Origin of the sequence: Pseudomonas sp. PDM05 (assembly GCF_014851685.1) — a bacterium.
Classification (GTDB): Bacteria; Pseudomonadota; Gammaproteobacteria; order Pseudomonadales; family Pseudomonadaceae; genus Aquipseudomonas.
This window is the reverse complement of record NZ_JACVAC010000011.1, coordinates 121,022-135,215: the sequence shown is the minus strand read 5'-3', so window position 1 is coordinate 135,215 and position 14,194 is coordinate 121,022. Positions and strand designations below refer to the sequence as shown.

General features: G+C 61.4%; 12 protein-coding genes and 1 pseudogene. 10 read left to right on the top strand and 3 right to left on the bottom strand.

What is annotated here, in order from left to right; genetic code table 11:
• Positions 1-12: 12 nt before the first annotated feature.
• Positions 13-768: pseudogene (locus IB241_RS27980) on the bottom strand (MCP four helix bundle domain-containing protein); the annotation flags it as partial.
• 140 nt (positions 769-908) lie between these two features.
• Between IB241_RS27980 and IB241_RS20735 the strand changes: the two are divergent.
• Positions 909-2,117: a multidrug effflux MFS transporter gene (locus IB241_RS20735; RefSeq protein WP_192300072.1), complete on the top strand. Its 1,209-nt coding sequence runs from the start codon at positions 909-911 to the stop codon at positions 2,115-2,117.
• 16 nt (positions 2,118-2,133) lie between these two features.
• Here IB241_RS20735 and xerC read toward each other — a convergent pair whose 3' ends face one another.
• Together xerC and IB241_RS20725 are read right to left on the bottom strand one after the other, a co-directional pair.
• Positions 2,134-3,048, bottom strand: a complete 915-nt coding sequence (gene xerC, locus IB241_RS20730) for a tyrosine recombinase XerC (RefSeq protein ID WP_192300071.1) — start codon at positions 3,046-3,048, stop codon at positions 2,134-2,136.
• Between the two features lie 108 nt (positions 3,049-3,156).
• Positions 3,157-3,963: a M949_RS01915 family surface polysaccharide biosynthesis protein gene (locus IB241_RS20725; protein WP_192300070.1), complete on the bottom strand. Its 807-nt coding sequence runs from the start codon at positions 3,961-3,963 to the stop codon at positions 3,157-3,159.
• A gap of 444 nt (positions 3,964-4,407) precedes the next feature.
• On the opposite strand from IB241_RS20725, the gene arnC reads away from it, so the two are divergent.
• The 9 genes from arnC (at position 4,408) to IB241_RS20680 (ending at position 14,167) form a co-directional block, all read left to right on the top strand.
• Positions 4,408-5,445 carry an undecaprenyl-phosphate 4-deoxy-4-formamido-L-arabinose transferase gene (gene arnC / locus IB241_RS20720; RefSeq protein WP_192300069.1) on the top strand — a complete coding sequence of 346 codons (1,038 nt, stop codon included), beginning with the start codon at positions 4,408-4,410 and terminating at the stop codon, positions 5,443-5,445.
• The gene (gene arnA / locus IB241_RS20715; RefSeq protein ID WP_192300068.1) at positions 5,442-7,433 is read left to right on the top strand and encodes a bifunctional UDP-4-amino-4-deoxy-L-arabinose formyltransferase/UDP-glucuronic acid oxidase ArnA; all 1,992 of its coding nucleotides are present in this window, start codon (positions 5,442-5,444) and stop codon (positions 7,431-7,433) included. Before arnC ends, arnA begins: the two co-directional genes overlap by 4 nt.
• A complete protein-coding gene (gene arnD, locus IB241_RS20710) occupies positions 7,433-8,317 on the top strand; it encodes a 4-deoxy-4-formamido-L-arabinose-phosphoundecaprenol deformylase (protein WP_192300067.1) in 885 nt (294 codons plus the stop codon). The genes arnA and arnD overlap by 1 nt, the downstream gene beginning before the upstream one ends.
• Entirely contained in the window at positions 8,314-9,969 is a 1,656-nt protein-coding gene (arnT, locus tag IB241_RS20705) for a lipid IV(A) 4-amino-4-deoxy-L-arabinosyltransferase (protein ID WP_192300066.1), read from the top strand. Before arnD ends, arnT begins: the two co-directional genes overlap by 4 nt.
• Positions 9,966-10,313: a 4-amino-4-deoxy-L-arabinose-phosphoundecaprenol flippase subunit ArnE gene (arnE, locus tag IB241_RS20700; protein ID WP_192300065.1), complete on the top strand. Its 348-nt coding sequence runs from the start codon at positions 9,966-9,968 to the stop codon at positions 10,311-10,313. Before arnT ends, arnE begins: the two co-directional genes overlap by 4 nt.
• Positions 10,310-10,711 (top strand): 4-amino-4-deoxy-L-arabinose-phosphoundecaprenol flippase subunit ArnF, encoded by a 402-nt coding sequence (gene arnF / locus IB241_RS20695; protein WP_192300064.1) that lies wholly within the window; start codon positions 10,310-10,312, stop codon positions 10,709-10,711. Before arnE ends, arnF begins: the two co-directional genes overlap by 4 nt.
• Positions 10,708-12,087: a UDP-glucose dehydrogenase family protein gene (locus IB241_RS20690; RefSeq protein ID WP_192300063.1), complete on the top strand. Its 1,380-nt coding sequence runs from the start codon at positions 10,708-10,710 to the stop codon at positions 12,085-12,087. Before arnF ends, IB241_RS20690 begins: the two co-directional genes overlap by 4 nt.
• A gap of 3 nt (positions 12,088-12,090) precedes the next feature.
• The gene (locus tag IB241_RS20685) at positions 12,091-13,713 is read left to right on the top strand and encodes an ArnT family glycosyltransferase (protein WP_192300062.1); all 1,623 of its coding nucleotides are present in this window, start codon (positions 12,091-12,093) and stop codon (positions 13,711-13,713) included.
• A gap of 211 nt (positions 13,714-13,924) precedes the next feature.
• A complete protein-coding gene (locus IB241_RS20680; RefSeq protein WP_318652607.1) occupies positions 13,925-14,167 on the top strand; it encodes a type VI secretion system contractile sheath small subunit in 243 nt (80 codons plus the stop codon).
• Positions 14,168-14,194 lie beyond the last annotated feature (27 nt).

Here is a 14,194-nt window from a genome sequence, read left to right as displayed (position 1 = left end):
GCGCAAGTCGCGCTGCATGGTGGCGAGGCTGCGGATCAATGTGCTGGCTTCATCCTTGCGCGCCGGTTCGACAATCGGCTCGCTCAAGATGCCTCGGGCGATGCTGGCGGCAATGCGGCTGGCGGCCTGCAGCGGCCCCATAATGCTCAACATGACCCAGCGGCCTTGCGCCAGCAGCAACAACAGGCTGGCAATCAGCACGGCGCCCAAGGTCAAGTTGGCGTTGCTGATCGTCTGCCGCGTGCCGACGCTGGTTTGTTGGGTGTTGGATTCGATCAGTTCGCTCAGGCCTGCCATTTGCTCTTCAAGCTGAGTGAAGGCGCTATTAAAGGTGCCCAGTTGCTCGCGTGCCGCTTCCGGATTGGCCAGGGCCAGGGTGACGATGCGCTCGCCGGCACTGATATAGGTGTCGAGGCTGGGTTTGATTTTTTCCAGGCTGGCCCTGAGTGAATCATCCAGCGGCAGCTTGAGGTTGTCCGCCAGGACCTGGCGAAAGTGTTCGGCGTGTTCCTTCAGCGAGCTGTTGACCTCGGCCTCGGTACTGGTGCTTTTGCCCAACCCCACCAACATCGCCGACAACACGTCCGCCCGCAGCGCGTCGTGCATCATGTCGGCCTCCATATGATTGCGCAGCACCGTCATGCTCTGCTCATTGTCCTGCACGGCGCTGCTCATCCGGCTGTTACCTACGTAGCTGGCCAGGCTCATGATCAAGGCGGTAATCAAACCTGTCGCAATCAACAGCATCAAGCGTAGTTTAATCGTCATGCTGGTATCCCCGTGCCTGGCCGCCAGTTAGGCTTCGCCTGAACTGTTATCGGCATCAATTGCTTGTTATTGAAGCCTAAGTTTGCGGATTTGCGCGGATACCTTAAGCTGGCCGCCCTTTGCTTGGCCTGGAATAGCCCATGTCTCGAAGTATTGCTCGCCTCGCCCTGCTCCTGGGCTTGATCACCGCCGTCGGCCCGTTCGCCATCGACAGCTACCTGCCCGCGCTCCCCACCCTCGGCGCCAGCCTGCACGCCTCGCCGGCTGCGGTGCAGATGAGCCTGACCGTGTTCTTCATGATCATCGGCGTGTGCCAGCTGTTCTATGGGCCGATCAGTGATGTATTCGGGCGCAAACCGCCGATTTACGCCGGGCTGGTGATTTTTGCGGTGGGCAGTGTCGGTTGTGCGCTGGCCCCGAGCATTGAAGTGCTGATCGGCTTTCGTGCGCTGCAGGCGTTTGGCGCCTGTGCAGGGATGGTGATTCCCCGGGCGATTGTGCGCGATCTGTACACCGGCCACGAAGCCGCACGCCTGATGGCCTTGCTGATGCTGGTGATGAGTGTTTCGCCGATTCTTGCGCCGCTGGCCGGCAGCGTAGTGATTTCGATCTGGAGTTGGCGCGAAGTGTTTGCACTGCTCGCCGCGGTAGCCGTGGCGTGCCTGGTGATGACGGTCGTGCAGTTGCCCGAAACCCATCCCGCCGAACGGCGCCTGGGCAAAAACCTGGGCAACGCGTTTGGCAGTTACGGGGCGCTGCTGCGTGATCCGCTCTTCACCGGGCTTTCGGTCGTCAGCGGTTTCGGCCTGGCCACGTTCTTTGTATTCATCGGCAGCGCGCCGTTCGTGTATATCGAATACTTCGGCCTGACCCCCGCCCAATTCAGCCTGTGTTTTGCGCTGAATGCGGCGTCGTTCTTTGCCATGAGCCAACTGACCGCACGCCTCAGTGCGCGCTTTGGCCTCGCATCGGTGATTCGTTGGTCAGTGGTGGCAGTGGCAAGCGTATTGGGCACGCTGGCCGTGACCACACTGTGGGTCGATAGCCTGCCGTTGATGATGACGCTACTGTTCATCGGTTTCGGTTTTCTCGGCCTGTTGCTGCCGGCGGCGGGCGTTTTGTCCCTGGAGGACCACGGCGCGGTGGCGGGTTCTGCCTCTGCACTGCTGGGGGCGATTCAGATGATCACTGCAGCGGTGTCCATGACCGTGGTCGGCGTGTTTGCTGACCATACGCCGGCGCCAATGTTGATCGGCATTGCACTGTGTGCCGTCGCGGCGCTGCTGGTGACCCTGTGGACGTTACGCCGCTTGCCCGCTCACTTTAGCAGTGCCCCACCCTCCTCCTGATCCCGGGCAAGGCCCATCACAAATCAAACCGATCCACCGCCCGGCGCCGCTCGTTGTCCTCGCGCACGTCATAGCTGGCGGTGGTCTGGATATTGGTGTGGTGCGCCAGTTTCTGCGCAATCGACAGGTCATGCTCCTCGATCACCCGCGTGATAAATGAGCGGCGGAAATCATGGGGCATGATCTTCACGCCGACTTGCTCACCGCGCTGGCGGGCAATGTAGTAGATCGCGTGCTTGGTGATGCGTTCGCGGGTGATGTGGCTGCCCCGGCGGATGCGGTTGAACAGAAACGTGTCGTCGCTCTCGCCTTCTTTAAGCTGTTCACGCCGAAAATCCAGCCACGCCTGCAATTTGGCAAAAGCCCAGGCCGGCGCGTACTTGATCAGTTCCTTGTTGCCCTTGCCGATCACCCGCAGGCTGCGCTCTTCGAAGTTGATCTGCGCCAGGTCGAGGTTGACCGACTCCGACTTGCGCATGCCCGAACCGTACAAAATCCCGATCAGCGCCGCATCGCGCAGCCCTTGGGGGCGTGGGTCGGCGGCGCAGACGTCCATCATCTCGCGGATCAGCGTGCGCCGCAGGTTGCGGCCCTGGCTCAGGCGCGTACCCGGCGTGGCCTTGACCGTGCGCATGCGCAACAGGTGTTCCTGGCTGATCAGGCTGAGGCGCCAGGCTTCATTCATCACGCCGCGCACTGCGTTCACGTACAGCGAAGAGGTGTTCGGCGCATAGCCGTCCTCGCGCAAGGCGGCGACCAGGGCGATCACATGTTCAGGTTGCAACAGGTGCCAGTCGATGTCTTCGAGGTTGATGTCCTCGAAACCCAGGCGGTCGGCGGCGTCCTGCAGCACGTAGCGCATGGTCAGTTGGCTGGAGGGGGCCAGGCGGGTGAGGTAGAGGGTCAGAGGATTGCGAATGGACTCAGTCAAAATAGATCAGCCTTTGGATTAAATACCTCGAACAAGCCATTGTTTAATCGAGGTATTTAGTGAATTGGCGAGGGCCGAGTCTAACCCAGCAACGGCCCTCGCACAAAGTCACGGCGCGACGTCGTCACCCTCGACAGAATCTTGCGGCTGGGTCTGGGTTTGGGTCTGGTTCCATTCGGTGTCCTGTTTCTGCATCAGGGCAAACCAGTGTTGGCGCATGAAGGTCAGGTACGCCTCGGGGGCCTTGGCGAAGTCTTTTTCTTCGCTGTAGCAACCCGGCAGCGGCAATTCGGTGCCCTGCTCCTTGTACTGGCTGACCAGCGCCTGCTGGGCGGCCACACTGCAATCCTTGGGCAGCGGCATGCCGCGCAGTGCGCCGGCCTCCTCGTCCCACCAACTGGCGCCATAGCGGTCGACGCCGCGCAGGCGGTATTTCTGGGATTTGCCCACGTGCATGATCAGCTTGAATTCGTTGGGGCTCACGTCACTGGTGCAGGTACGCGAATAACCCACGGTGGCCTGGGTGATGCCATCACCGGCCAGGTCGGTGACCTTGGTGGCGTCCCGGTCGAAGCGTAGCGCCGCGTCGAATTCGCAATGCTGCACATCGTCGTAGAGCATCCACACGCGCTTGGGCCGGTTGCCATCGAGCAAATATTGCGCGGCATAGACAAATGCCGATTGGGTGCCATCGTCGTCGCGCTCGCTGAGTTGCTCGGCGAGTACCAGCAGGTTTTTGCCCTGGCGATCGTCCCATGTGTACGCGGCGATCTGCTTGCCGCGCACTTCGACTCCATCCGGCAGTTGCTCAATGCTGGTCAGCGCTACCCCAGCATCGGCCCGCACCGTCGTGACACACGCCACGGTCATCAACAACCCCATCAACACTGGCCGTAAAAGCTGCACGCTATTCATCCGATTACCCTGGCAAGAGAGCGCTTACTTTACCGGCACTTGGGGGGTATTGCAGAGAAGATTGTTGAATAAAATCGGTTACGGGCCCCCACACGCGAGCGCTTGGCGCGGTGTGTGGATCTTCTAGCTGAACACGGGCTGTCTACCTGTCAAATAAACGAGTTTTTCATATGCCTTTCATATTCGTTGCACATTTTTGCGCTTAATCTTGGCTTCAGGACTTGAGAGCGAACCGCGACTTCCCCGACTAACCTGTTGATTCCCCTTTACCTTTGCGTTTTATGAGCTTTACTTTAACCGCCTCCATGGAAGACCCCACGCCGTCTCAGGAAAGTCGAATGAATACGCCACTCCACCTAGTGTCAAGTCAGGCACGGCGCTGCCCGCCACTGATGACTGCTGTTTTCACGTTCCAAGTTGCTCTAGCCCCGAGGTCATGAATCTTTGAAACCCTACCCTATTCATTGTGTGTCGATCGTTATCCCGGTCTACAACGAACAAGAGAGCCTGCCTGAGTTGCTGCGTCGCACGACCGCTGCGTGCAAGCAACTGGCTTACGAATACGAAATCATCCTGGTGGATGACGGTAGCCGCGACAAATCCGCCCAAATGCTCGAAGACGCAGCCGCCGAAGATGGCAGCAACGTGGTTGCGGTAATCCTCAATCGCAACTACGGCCAGCACGCGGCGATCATGGCCGGTTTCGAGCAGTGCCGGGGCGAGGTGGTGATCACCCTCGACGCCGACCTGCAAAACCCGCCTGAAGAGATCCCGCGCCTGGTGGAGCAAGCCGCCCTGGGTTACGACGTGGTTGCCACCGTGCGCAACAATCGTCAGGACTCGGCCTTCCGCCGCTGGCCGTCGCGCCTGATCAACCTCGCGGTACAGCGCTCTACCGGCGTGGCCATGAGCGACTACGGCTGCATGCTGCGCGCCTACCGCCGCACGATTGTCGACGCCATGCTCGCCTGCCGTGAACGCAGCACCTTTATCCCGATCCTGGCCAACGGCTTTGCCCGGCACACCACGGAAATCCTGGTGCACCACGCCGAGCGTGAACACGGCGAATCCAAATACAGCGCCATGCGCCTGATCAGCCTGATGTTCGACCTGCTGACCTGCATGACCACCACCCCGCTGCGCCTGCTGTCGATCGTCGGTTTCAGCCTGGCCGGCCTTGGCCTGCTGTTCGCCCTCGCGTTGATCGTGCTGCGCCTGGCCTTCGGCGCCCAATGGGCCGGCGATGGCATGTTCGTATTGTTCGCGGTGCTGTTCATGTTCACCGGTGGCCAGTTCATCGGCATGGGGCTCTTGGGTGAATACCTGGGCCGCATGTACAGCGATGTGCGCGCCCGCCCACGCTTCTTTATCGAAAAAGTGCTGCGCAACACCCCGGCAGCACCGGCCCCCGTCGTCGTCGTTGACGGCCTGGTGTCCTCCCATACCACTTCTACTTCTCCTTCCGATCAGGTTTCGTCATGAATTCAAAAGCCGTTGTCTTCGCATACCACGATATTGGCTGTGCAGGTATTGAAGCCCTGCTGACTGCCGGCTACGACATTGCGGCGGTGTTCACCCACGCCGATGATCCCAAGGAAAACAATTTCTACGGTTCCGTCGCCCAACTCTGCGCCCGCAACGGCATCCCGGTACACGCACCGGAAGACGCCAACCACCCGTTGTGGATCGAGCGCATCGCCAAGCTGAACCCGGAGTACATCTTCTCCTTCTATTACCGCAACCTGCTGAGCGAGCCGCTGTTGGCCACTGCCAGCAAAGGCGCGTTCAACCTGCACGGCTCGCTGCTGCCGAAATATCGTGGCCGCGCACCGGCCAACTGGGTCCTGGTCAACGGCGAAACCGAAACCGGCGTGACCCTGCACCGCATGGTCAAGCGTGCCGATGCCGGCGCAATCCTGGCCCAGCAAAAAGTGCTCATCGAGCGCACCGACACCGGCCTGAGCCTGCACGCCAAACTGCGTGATGCCGCCACCAACCTGCTGCGCGACGCCCTGCCGCAACTGGCCGCCGGCAAACTGAGCGAAACCGCCCAGGACGAAAGCCAGGCCACCTACTTCGGCCGCCGCACCGCCGCCGATGGCAAGCTGGACTGGAAAAAACCCGCTGAACAACTGTTCAACCTGGTCCGTGCCGTGACCCAACCTTACCCAGGCGCCTTCTGCGCCGTGGGCGAGCACAAGCTGATCGTGTGGCAAGCCGAGGTGGTCAAGGGCAATGAAGGCCTCGCCCCAGGTCGCGTGATCAGCGTCAACCCGCTGCGCATCGCCTGCGGTGAAGACTCCCTGGTGGTCAAGTTCGGCCAGCGCAACGAGAACGGCCTGTACCTGGCCGGCCCATCCCTGGCCGACGAACTGGGCCTGGTCGATGGCTCTGTACTGCGCGGCGCCGAGTCCGGCCGCAAGCCGCGTCGTACCCGGGTACTGATCCTGGGTGTGAACGGTTTCATCGGTAACCACCTGTCCGAGCGCCTGCTGCGTGACGATCGCTACGAGATCTACGGCCTGGACATCGGCTCCGACGCCATCGAGCGCCTGCGCAGCCACCCGAACTTCCACTATGTGGAAGGCGACATCAGCATCCACACCGAGTGGATCGAGTACCACATCAAGAAATGCGACGTGGTCCTGCCGCTGGTGGCCATCGCCACCCCAATCGAATACACCCGCAACCCGCTGCGCGTGTTTGAACTGGACTTCGAGGAAAACCTCAAGCTGGTGCGCTACTGCGTCAAGTACAACAAGCGCGTGATCTTCCCGTCGACCTCCGAGGTCTACGGCATGTGCCAGGACCAGTACTTCGACGAAGACACCTCCAACCTGGTGGTCGGCCCGGTCAACAAGCAACGCTGGATCTACTCGGTCTCCAAGCAACTGCTGGACCGCGTGATCTGGGCCTACGGCGACAAGGGCCTGAAATTCACCCTGTTCCGTCCATTCAACTGGATGGGCCCACGCCTCGACCGCCTGGACTCGGCCCGTATCGGCAGCTCCCGCGCCATCACCCAGTTGATCCTCAACCTGGTGGAAGGCACGCCAATCCGTCTGTTCGACGGTGGCGAGCAGAAACGTTGCTTCACTGACATCGCCGACGGCATCGAAGCACTGGCACGCATCATCGACAACGACAACGGCGTGTGCGACGGCCAGGTGATCAACATCGGCAACCCGGAAAACGAAGCCAGCATCCGTCAACTGGGCGAAGAGCTGTTGCGCCAGTTCGAAGCCCACCCACTGCGCGGCAACTTCCCGCCGTTCGCCGGTTTCCGCGACGTGGAAAGCAAGGCGTTCTACGGCACTGGCTACCAGGACGTGGCGCACCGCAAGCCAAGCATCGAAAACGCCAAGCGCCTGCTGAACTGGGAGCCAACCGTTGAGATGAGCGAAACCATCGGCAACACCCTGGACTTCTTCCTCAAGGAAGCCATGCTCGAAATCGCGGACAAGCGCTGATGCAGGCAGGTCTTCGCATTGACGTCGACACCTACCGTGGCACCCGTGAAGGTGTGCCGCGGTTGCTCGAATCCCTGGATGAAGCGGGGGTAAAGGCGACGTTCTTCTTCAGCGTTGGGCCGGACAACATGGGGCGCCACTTGTGGCGCCTGATCCGCCCGCAGTTCCTGTGGAAAATGCTGCGTTCCAATGCGGTCGGCCTGTATGGCCTGGACATCTTGCTGGCCGGCACCGCCTGGCCGGGCAAGCCGATTGGCCGCGACCTGGGGCATTTGATGCGCCAGGCCAAGGCCGCCGGGCATGAAGTCGGCCTGCACGCCTGGGATCACCACGGCTGGCAGGCCAATACCGGGCGCTGGAGCGAGGCGCAGTTGGTGGAGCAGATCCGCCGGGGCGTCGACACCCTCAGCGACATCCTCGGGGAGCGCATCGACTGTTCCGCCGCCGCCGGTTGGCGCGCCGATGAACGTGTGGTGCAAGCCAAGCAAGGTTTCAACTTTCGCTACAACAGCGATTGCCGGGGCACCAGCCTGTTCAGGCCGACACTGGCCGATGGCAGCGCGGGCACTCCACAAATTCCGGTAGACCTGCCGACCTTCGACGAAGTCGTCGGGCCGGTGGTGGCTGCCAAGGATTTCAATGGGTTCATCCTTGACCGCTTTGCCGAGTCGAAGCTGAACGTCTACACGATCCACGCAGAAGTAGAAGGGATTCTGATGGCCAACGATTTTCGCCAATTGCTCGCCCAGGCAGGGCAGCGCGGCATCGACTTCAAACCCTTGGGCGATTTGTTGCCTGCGGACCTGACCACCCTGCCCCAGCAACAGCTGGTGCGCGGCGCCTTGCCCGGCCGTGAGGGTTGGCTCGGAGTGCAGCAGGCATGATCCGGCGTCTGGCATTGCCTCTGTTGCTGTTGGCCTTTGGTGTGTTCTACCTGTTGCCGCTGGCTACCCATGGCCTGTGGATCCCGGACGAAACCCGCTACGCCCAGATCAGCCAGGAAATGCTGCTGACCGGCAAGTGGGCATCGCCGCACTTCATGGGCATCCGCTACTTTGAAAAACCGGCGGCGGGCTACTGGATGATCGCGCTGGGCCAGGCGATCTTCGGGCAGAACCTGTTCGGCGTGCGTTTCGCCTCGGCGTTGAGCACCGGCCTGAGCATCCTGCTGGTGTACCTGGTGTCGCGCCGGCTGTGGAATGATCCGCAGAAAAGCCTGGTCAGCAGCGTGCTGTACATGAGTTTTGTCAGCGTCGCGGCCCTCGGCGGTTATGCCAACCTCGATCCGCAGTTCACCTTCTGGGTCAACCTGACCGGCGTGGCCTTGTGGTACTGCTTCGACAGCACCACGCGCAATGGCCGCTTGGCCTCCTGGGCGTTGTTGGGTTTGGCCTGTGGCATGGGCTTCATGACCAAGGGCTTCCTGGCCTGGCTGCTACCCGTGCTGATCGCCCTGCCCTATGCCATCTGGCAGAAACGTTTGCGTGAACTGCTGGGCTACGGCCTGGTGGCCGTGGTGGTAGCGGTTGTGGTCAGCCTGCCGTGGGCGTTGGCGGTGCACCTGCAAGAGCCTGACTACTGGAACTTCTTCTTCTGGCACGAGCATATCCAACGCTTTGCCGGTGAAGATGCCCAGCATGCCGAGCCGTTCTGGTACTACTTGCCGCTGCTGGTGGCGTTCTCGCTGCCGTGGGTTGCGCTGCTGCCATCCACCCTGAAACAGGCTTGGTTGCAAAAACGCCTGCCGAAAACCGCGTTCCTGCTGTTGTGGCTACTGATGCCTCTGGCGTTCTTCAGCCTGGCCAAGGGCAAGCTGCCTTCTTACATCATGCCGTGCCTGTTGCCGCTGGCCTTGTTGATGGGCTCGACCCTGGCCGACAAACTCGCCGAGGGCCGCGGCCGCGCACTGCGCATCAACGGTTGGTTGAACCTGGTGGTGGGCATCGTCGCGTTGCTGGCACTCACGTGGTTCCAATTGAAGAAGCCGGTGTACGAACCGGGCCAGGAAACCCTTAGCCTGGTGCTGGTGTTCGTGTTCCTGTTCGGCTGGATCATTGCCAACCTGTTGCAGGCAGCGCGCCCGCTGAAACTGTGGGCCGCACCGGTGCTCGGCAGTTGGTTGCTGGTGGCACTGGTGCCCGCCGCACTGCCCCATTCGGTGGTCTACAACAAGACCCCGGACCAATTCATCATCGATCACCTGCAAGCCCTGCGGCCGGCCACGGCACTGCTGAGCAATGACCTGGGTGCGGCATCGGCCCTGTCCTGGCGCCTGGCGCGGCCGGACGTGACGCTCTACAACACCGTCGGCGAAGTCAAATACGGCCTCACCTACCCGGATGCGACTCGTCATAAGGTCGACACCACGCAGGTCCAGGCATGGATGAGCGATGCGCGCAAACAAGGTCCGGTCGGCGTGGTGATGCGCGTTAAAGGTGACGACGAAATCGCCGAAGTTGCACTGCTGCCAGACGACGGCCAGCGCTTTGAACAAGGCAACATCGTGATTCTGATCTTCCCACAGGTTGCTCCATGATCACCCTGCTTCTGTTATTGACCGCCTGCCTGCTCACGTGCATGGGCCAGGTCTCGCAAAAATTCGCCGTGGAAAGCTGGCGCGACCTGCCGGACGGTTGGGCGCTGAAACTACGCTCGCCGTGGCTGTGGGCCGCATTGGTGTGTCTGGGTCTGGGCCTGCTGGTGTGGTTGCTGGTGTTGCAGCGCCTGGAAGTCGGTATCGCCTACCCGATGCTCAGCCTGAACTTTGTGCTGGTCACGCTGGTGGCACGTTTTGTCTTTCATGAACCCATCGATGGCCGCCATTGGTTCGGCGTGGCGCTGGTGATTGCTGGTGTTGTGCTGCTGGGGCGTCAGGTATGAGCCGCGTGCGTGGTTTTGCCCTGGCCTTGGCCAGCGTCGGCCTGGTCAGCGCGGCCCAGTTGGGCATGCGCTGGAGCATGACGCGCCTGCCGCTGCCCCACGAATGGCTGAGCACGCCGATCGATCTCGGTGCCCTGGGCGTGGTGATCCTGGCGATCTTCGCCTATGCGCTGTCGATGCTCTGCTGGCTCGGCGCGCTCAAGCACCTGCCCCTGGGCCGTGCCTATTCATTGCTGAGCATCAGCTACGCCCTGGTGTACCTGCTGGCGGCCAGCCTGCCGGTGTTCAACGAACATTTTTCGCTTTCAAAAACCCTGGGGGTGGCGCTGGTCATCCTCGGAGTTCTGGTTATCAACTCCCACCGTGCTAGCCCCGCAAGCTCCAGGAATGCCCCATGAAAATCAGTGTATTTGGTAGTGGTTACGTCGGTCTGGTGCAGGCCACCGTATTGGCCGAAGTCGGTCACGATGTCATCTGCATGGACGTCGACAAGAACAAGGTCGAGTCGCTGCAAAAGGGCCATGTGACCATCTTTGAGCCGGGGCTGGCGGCGATGGTCAAGGAAAACCTGGAAAGCGGGCGGCTGCACTTTACCCATGACGAAAAACTCGCGGTCGAACACGGCGAAGTGTTGTTTATCGCCGTGGGTACGCCCTCGGACGAAGACGGCTCGGCGGACTTGAAATACGTGCTGTCGGTGGGCGATGCCGTGGCCCGTCACCGTGTCGACCCAGTGATCCTGGTGGAAAAATCCACTGTGCCCGTCGGCACCGGCGACACCCTGCGTGCGCACATTGAAAAAGCCCTGCACCTCGCTGGCCGGCACCTGGAGTTCGATATTGTCTCCAACCCGGAATTCCTCAAGGAAGGCTCGGCAGTGTCCGACTGCCGCCGCCCGGACCGCATCGTCATCGGCTGCGAGCGCGAAGAAGTGCGCGAGGTCATGCGCGACCTGTACGCGCCGTTCAACCGCAACCATGACCGCATCATCTTCATGGACCTGCGCAGCGCCGAGCTGACCAAGTACGCCGCCAACTGCATGCTGGCCACCAAGATCAGCTTTATCAACCAGATCGCCGAACTGGCCGAACACCTGGGGGCCGACATCGAAGCCGTGCGCCTGGGCATCGGCGCCGACTCGCGCATCGGCTACCACTTCATCTACCCGGGCTGCGGCTACGGCGGTTCGTGCTTCCCCAAAGACATGCGCGCCCTGATCCACAGCGCCAAGGAAGCCAATTGCTCCAGCGACCTGTTGGAAGCCGTGGAAGCGATCAACCAGCGCCAGAAGAGCAAGCTGTTCGAACGCGTCAATGCATTCTTCAAAGGCAACCTCAAGGGCAAGACCTTTGCCATCTGGGGCCTGGCGTTCAAACCCAACACCGACGACATGCGAGACGCGCCCAGCCGTGTGCTGATGGAAGCCCTGTGGGCCGCCGGTGCCAACGTGCGTGCATTCGACCCGGAAGCCATGCAGGAAACCCAGCGCATCTACGGCGACGACCCGCGCTTGATGCTGATGGGCACACCGGAGTCCACCCTCAGCGGCGCCGACGCGTTGATCGTCTGCACCGAATGGCAGCAATTCAAGGCGCCGGACTTTGATTTGATCCTCCAGCGCCTGAAAACCCCGGTGATCTTCGACGGCCGTAACCTCTACGACAGCGAGCGCCTTGCACGCAAAGGCTTCCAATACTTCCCGATCGGCCGTGGCGACTCCTGCCAATTGCCGATTCCCCAGCAACAGTGGGTGCCGCAGGTTGTGGAAGCCTGATACGTGAACAAAGCCCAACCGCCCTTGATGAGTGCCCTGATCCGCCGACAGTCCCTGGTGCTTGGGCTGTTGGCGCTGCTGTTGTTTATCGCCGGCAACTGGCACCAGGCGATCATCGGGTTTGACTCGCGCTTCGTGCTATTTGCCCAGGAAATGCTGCGCCATGGGCCGAGCTTTTTCCCGACGACCTATGGCCAGCCGTACGCCGATTACCTGGCCACCTCGACGTTGTTGACCTGGCTGTTGTCCCTGCCCTTGGGCCAGGTCACCAGCTTTACCGCGTGGTTGCCGACGGCCATCGCCTCGGCGTTGATTGTGATCCTGGTGTACCGCCTTACGGCGCCCTACTCCACACGCTGGGGCCTGTTGAGCGTGGCGATGTTGGCGCTCAGCAGCACCTTCATCAGCGAAACCCGCGCCGTGTCCCTGGACCAGATGCTCGCCGCCGTGGCCCTGGCGGTGTTCTACCTGGGCTACGCCCACGATCACTTCGGCGCGAGCAAACGCCTGCACCTTGTGTATCTGTTGCTGATTGTCGGTTTTTCGATCCGCGGGCCGATTGGCCTGGTGGTCCCCACGGGCGTGCTCTGCAGTTACTACCTGCTCAACCGCCAATGGCGCCAGTTGTTCAGCTTCGGCCCATTGGCCCTGGCATTGCTGGTGGCGTGCGTCGGCCTGCTGTTGCTGTTGGCCAAGCTCAGTGGCGGCGAAGTATTCATGCTGGACGTGATCCGCATGCAGTTCCTGGGGCGCATGGACGGCAGCGAAGGCTCCAGCGGCGTGCTGTATTACTTCACCAGTTCCATGGGCAATTACGCCCTGGCCTACCCGGTGGCGCTGCTGGTACTGCTGGCGGTGGCCGTCGGCGGCAAACGCACACCGGACCCGGCGTTGCGACTGGTGCTGTATTGCGCGGCGGCGGGTTTGCTGGTGATGCTCGGTCTGTCGATTCCCCAGGCGAAAAAAGCCCGTTATGTGCTGCCGATGTTGCCGATGGCGGCGATCATTGCGGCGTACCCGTTCCAGGTCACCCAAGGGCGTTTGTTTGCGCTGTTGCGCAGCCTGATGCTGGGCCTCTGGACTGTGTTGCCGGCGCTGCTGGTGGTCGGTTTGGTAGTGTTACGCCGCCGTTACCCGGATGCTGTCGGCAACCTGGGCGTGATGTTTGGCGTGCTCGGTGCGCTTCAGGTCCTGGCGCTGCTGGCGTGGTTGAAGCCGCACCTGCGCACAGGCGGTCCGGCACTGGCCGCGGTATTGGCGTTATGGACAACCTACATCGTGGTGGTCGAACCGCTGGAACGCAGCCTGTACGACACGCGTACCTTCAGCCTGGCGGTCAAGGCGCGGATTTCCCAGGACCCGGCACCTGTGGTGCTGCACGGGCTGGGGAAAGACGCCAAGGCAATCAAGCTGATGGTCAACCTCGATTGCGACCGGGTGCCGCTGTTCACCCAGTCGAGCAGCGACCTCACACCTTTACAGGCTCCGGCGTGGCTGGTGATGAGTGCGGCGGATTTTGAAGGTTTGCAAGAGCCACGCTTGCGCGCACTCACGCCGACCGTCAGCGGCGAATTCGACAAGAACCCCTACGTGCTGCTGCACCTGAGCAAACCCCTACAACCGTGATCCTGCCGGCTTCGGCCGGTATTCCCGCGAAAGCTCCTACGCAGCTATGCGTAAAGGCTGGTGCCGATTCCCTTTCCCGCTCCTGAATTCAAAATGTAAACTCGCTTGCCAGTTACGGTAACTATTTACTACCCCTTGGTTGAAGGGGACAGGACAAGGACGTTGTAACCCGCGACCTACATCGCCGTTACATCCATGAAAGGACTCTGCCGTGCCCACTGAATCATTCCCCGATACCCCCTCAACGCCTGCGCGTGAGCAGGTCCATGTCAGCTATGTGCCGATGCCGAGCCTGGACCGGCTGATGGGCCTGCGTGATGCCCTCGTCGCGCTGAAAGGTCCGCTGTCCAACGACCCCAGGGTGCGCGAGAGCCTGCAACGCCGGCTGTTAAGCGAAGAGCATTCCAAACGCATACTCGGCAGCGCGAGCCCGCAACCGTCGGTTCACCCCTAGCGCTTGAATTCAGTTTTTTTGCATTTA

Excerpts from the sequence above, each read along its gene's own strand:
- IB241_RS20735 (WP_192300072.1), top strand. The coding sequence starts at position 909 with ATGTCTCGAAGTATTGCTCGCCTCGCCCTGCTCCTGGGCTTGATCACC.
- arnA (WP_192300068.1), top strand. The coding sequence starts at position 5,442 with ATGAATTCAAAAGCCGTTGTCTTCGCATACCACGATATTGGCTGTGCA.
- arnE (WP_192300065.1), top strand. The coding sequence starts at position 9,966 with ATGATCACCCTGCTTCTGTTATTGACCGCCTGCCTGCTCACGTGCATG.
- IB241_RS20690 (WP_192300063.1), top strand. The coding sequence starts at position 10,708 with ATGAAAATCAGTGTATTTGGTAGTGGTTACGTCGGTCTGGTGCAGGCC.
- arnF (WP_192300064.1), top strand. The coding sequence starts at position 10,310 with ATGAGCCGCGTGCGTGGTTTTGCCCTGGCCTTGGCCAGCGTCGGCCTG.
- IB241_RS20725 (WP_192300070.1), bottom strand. The coding sequence starts at position 3,963 with ATGAATAGCGTGCAGCTTTTACGGCCAGTGTTGATGGGGTTGTTGATG.
- arnT (WP_192300066.1), top strand. The coding sequence starts at position 8,314 with ATGATCCGGCGTCTGGCATTGCCTCTGTTGCTGTTGGCCTTTGGTGTG.
- arnD (WP_192300067.1), top strand. The coding sequence starts at position 7,433 with ATGCAGGCAGGTCTTCGCATTGACGTCGACACCTACCGTGGCACCCGT.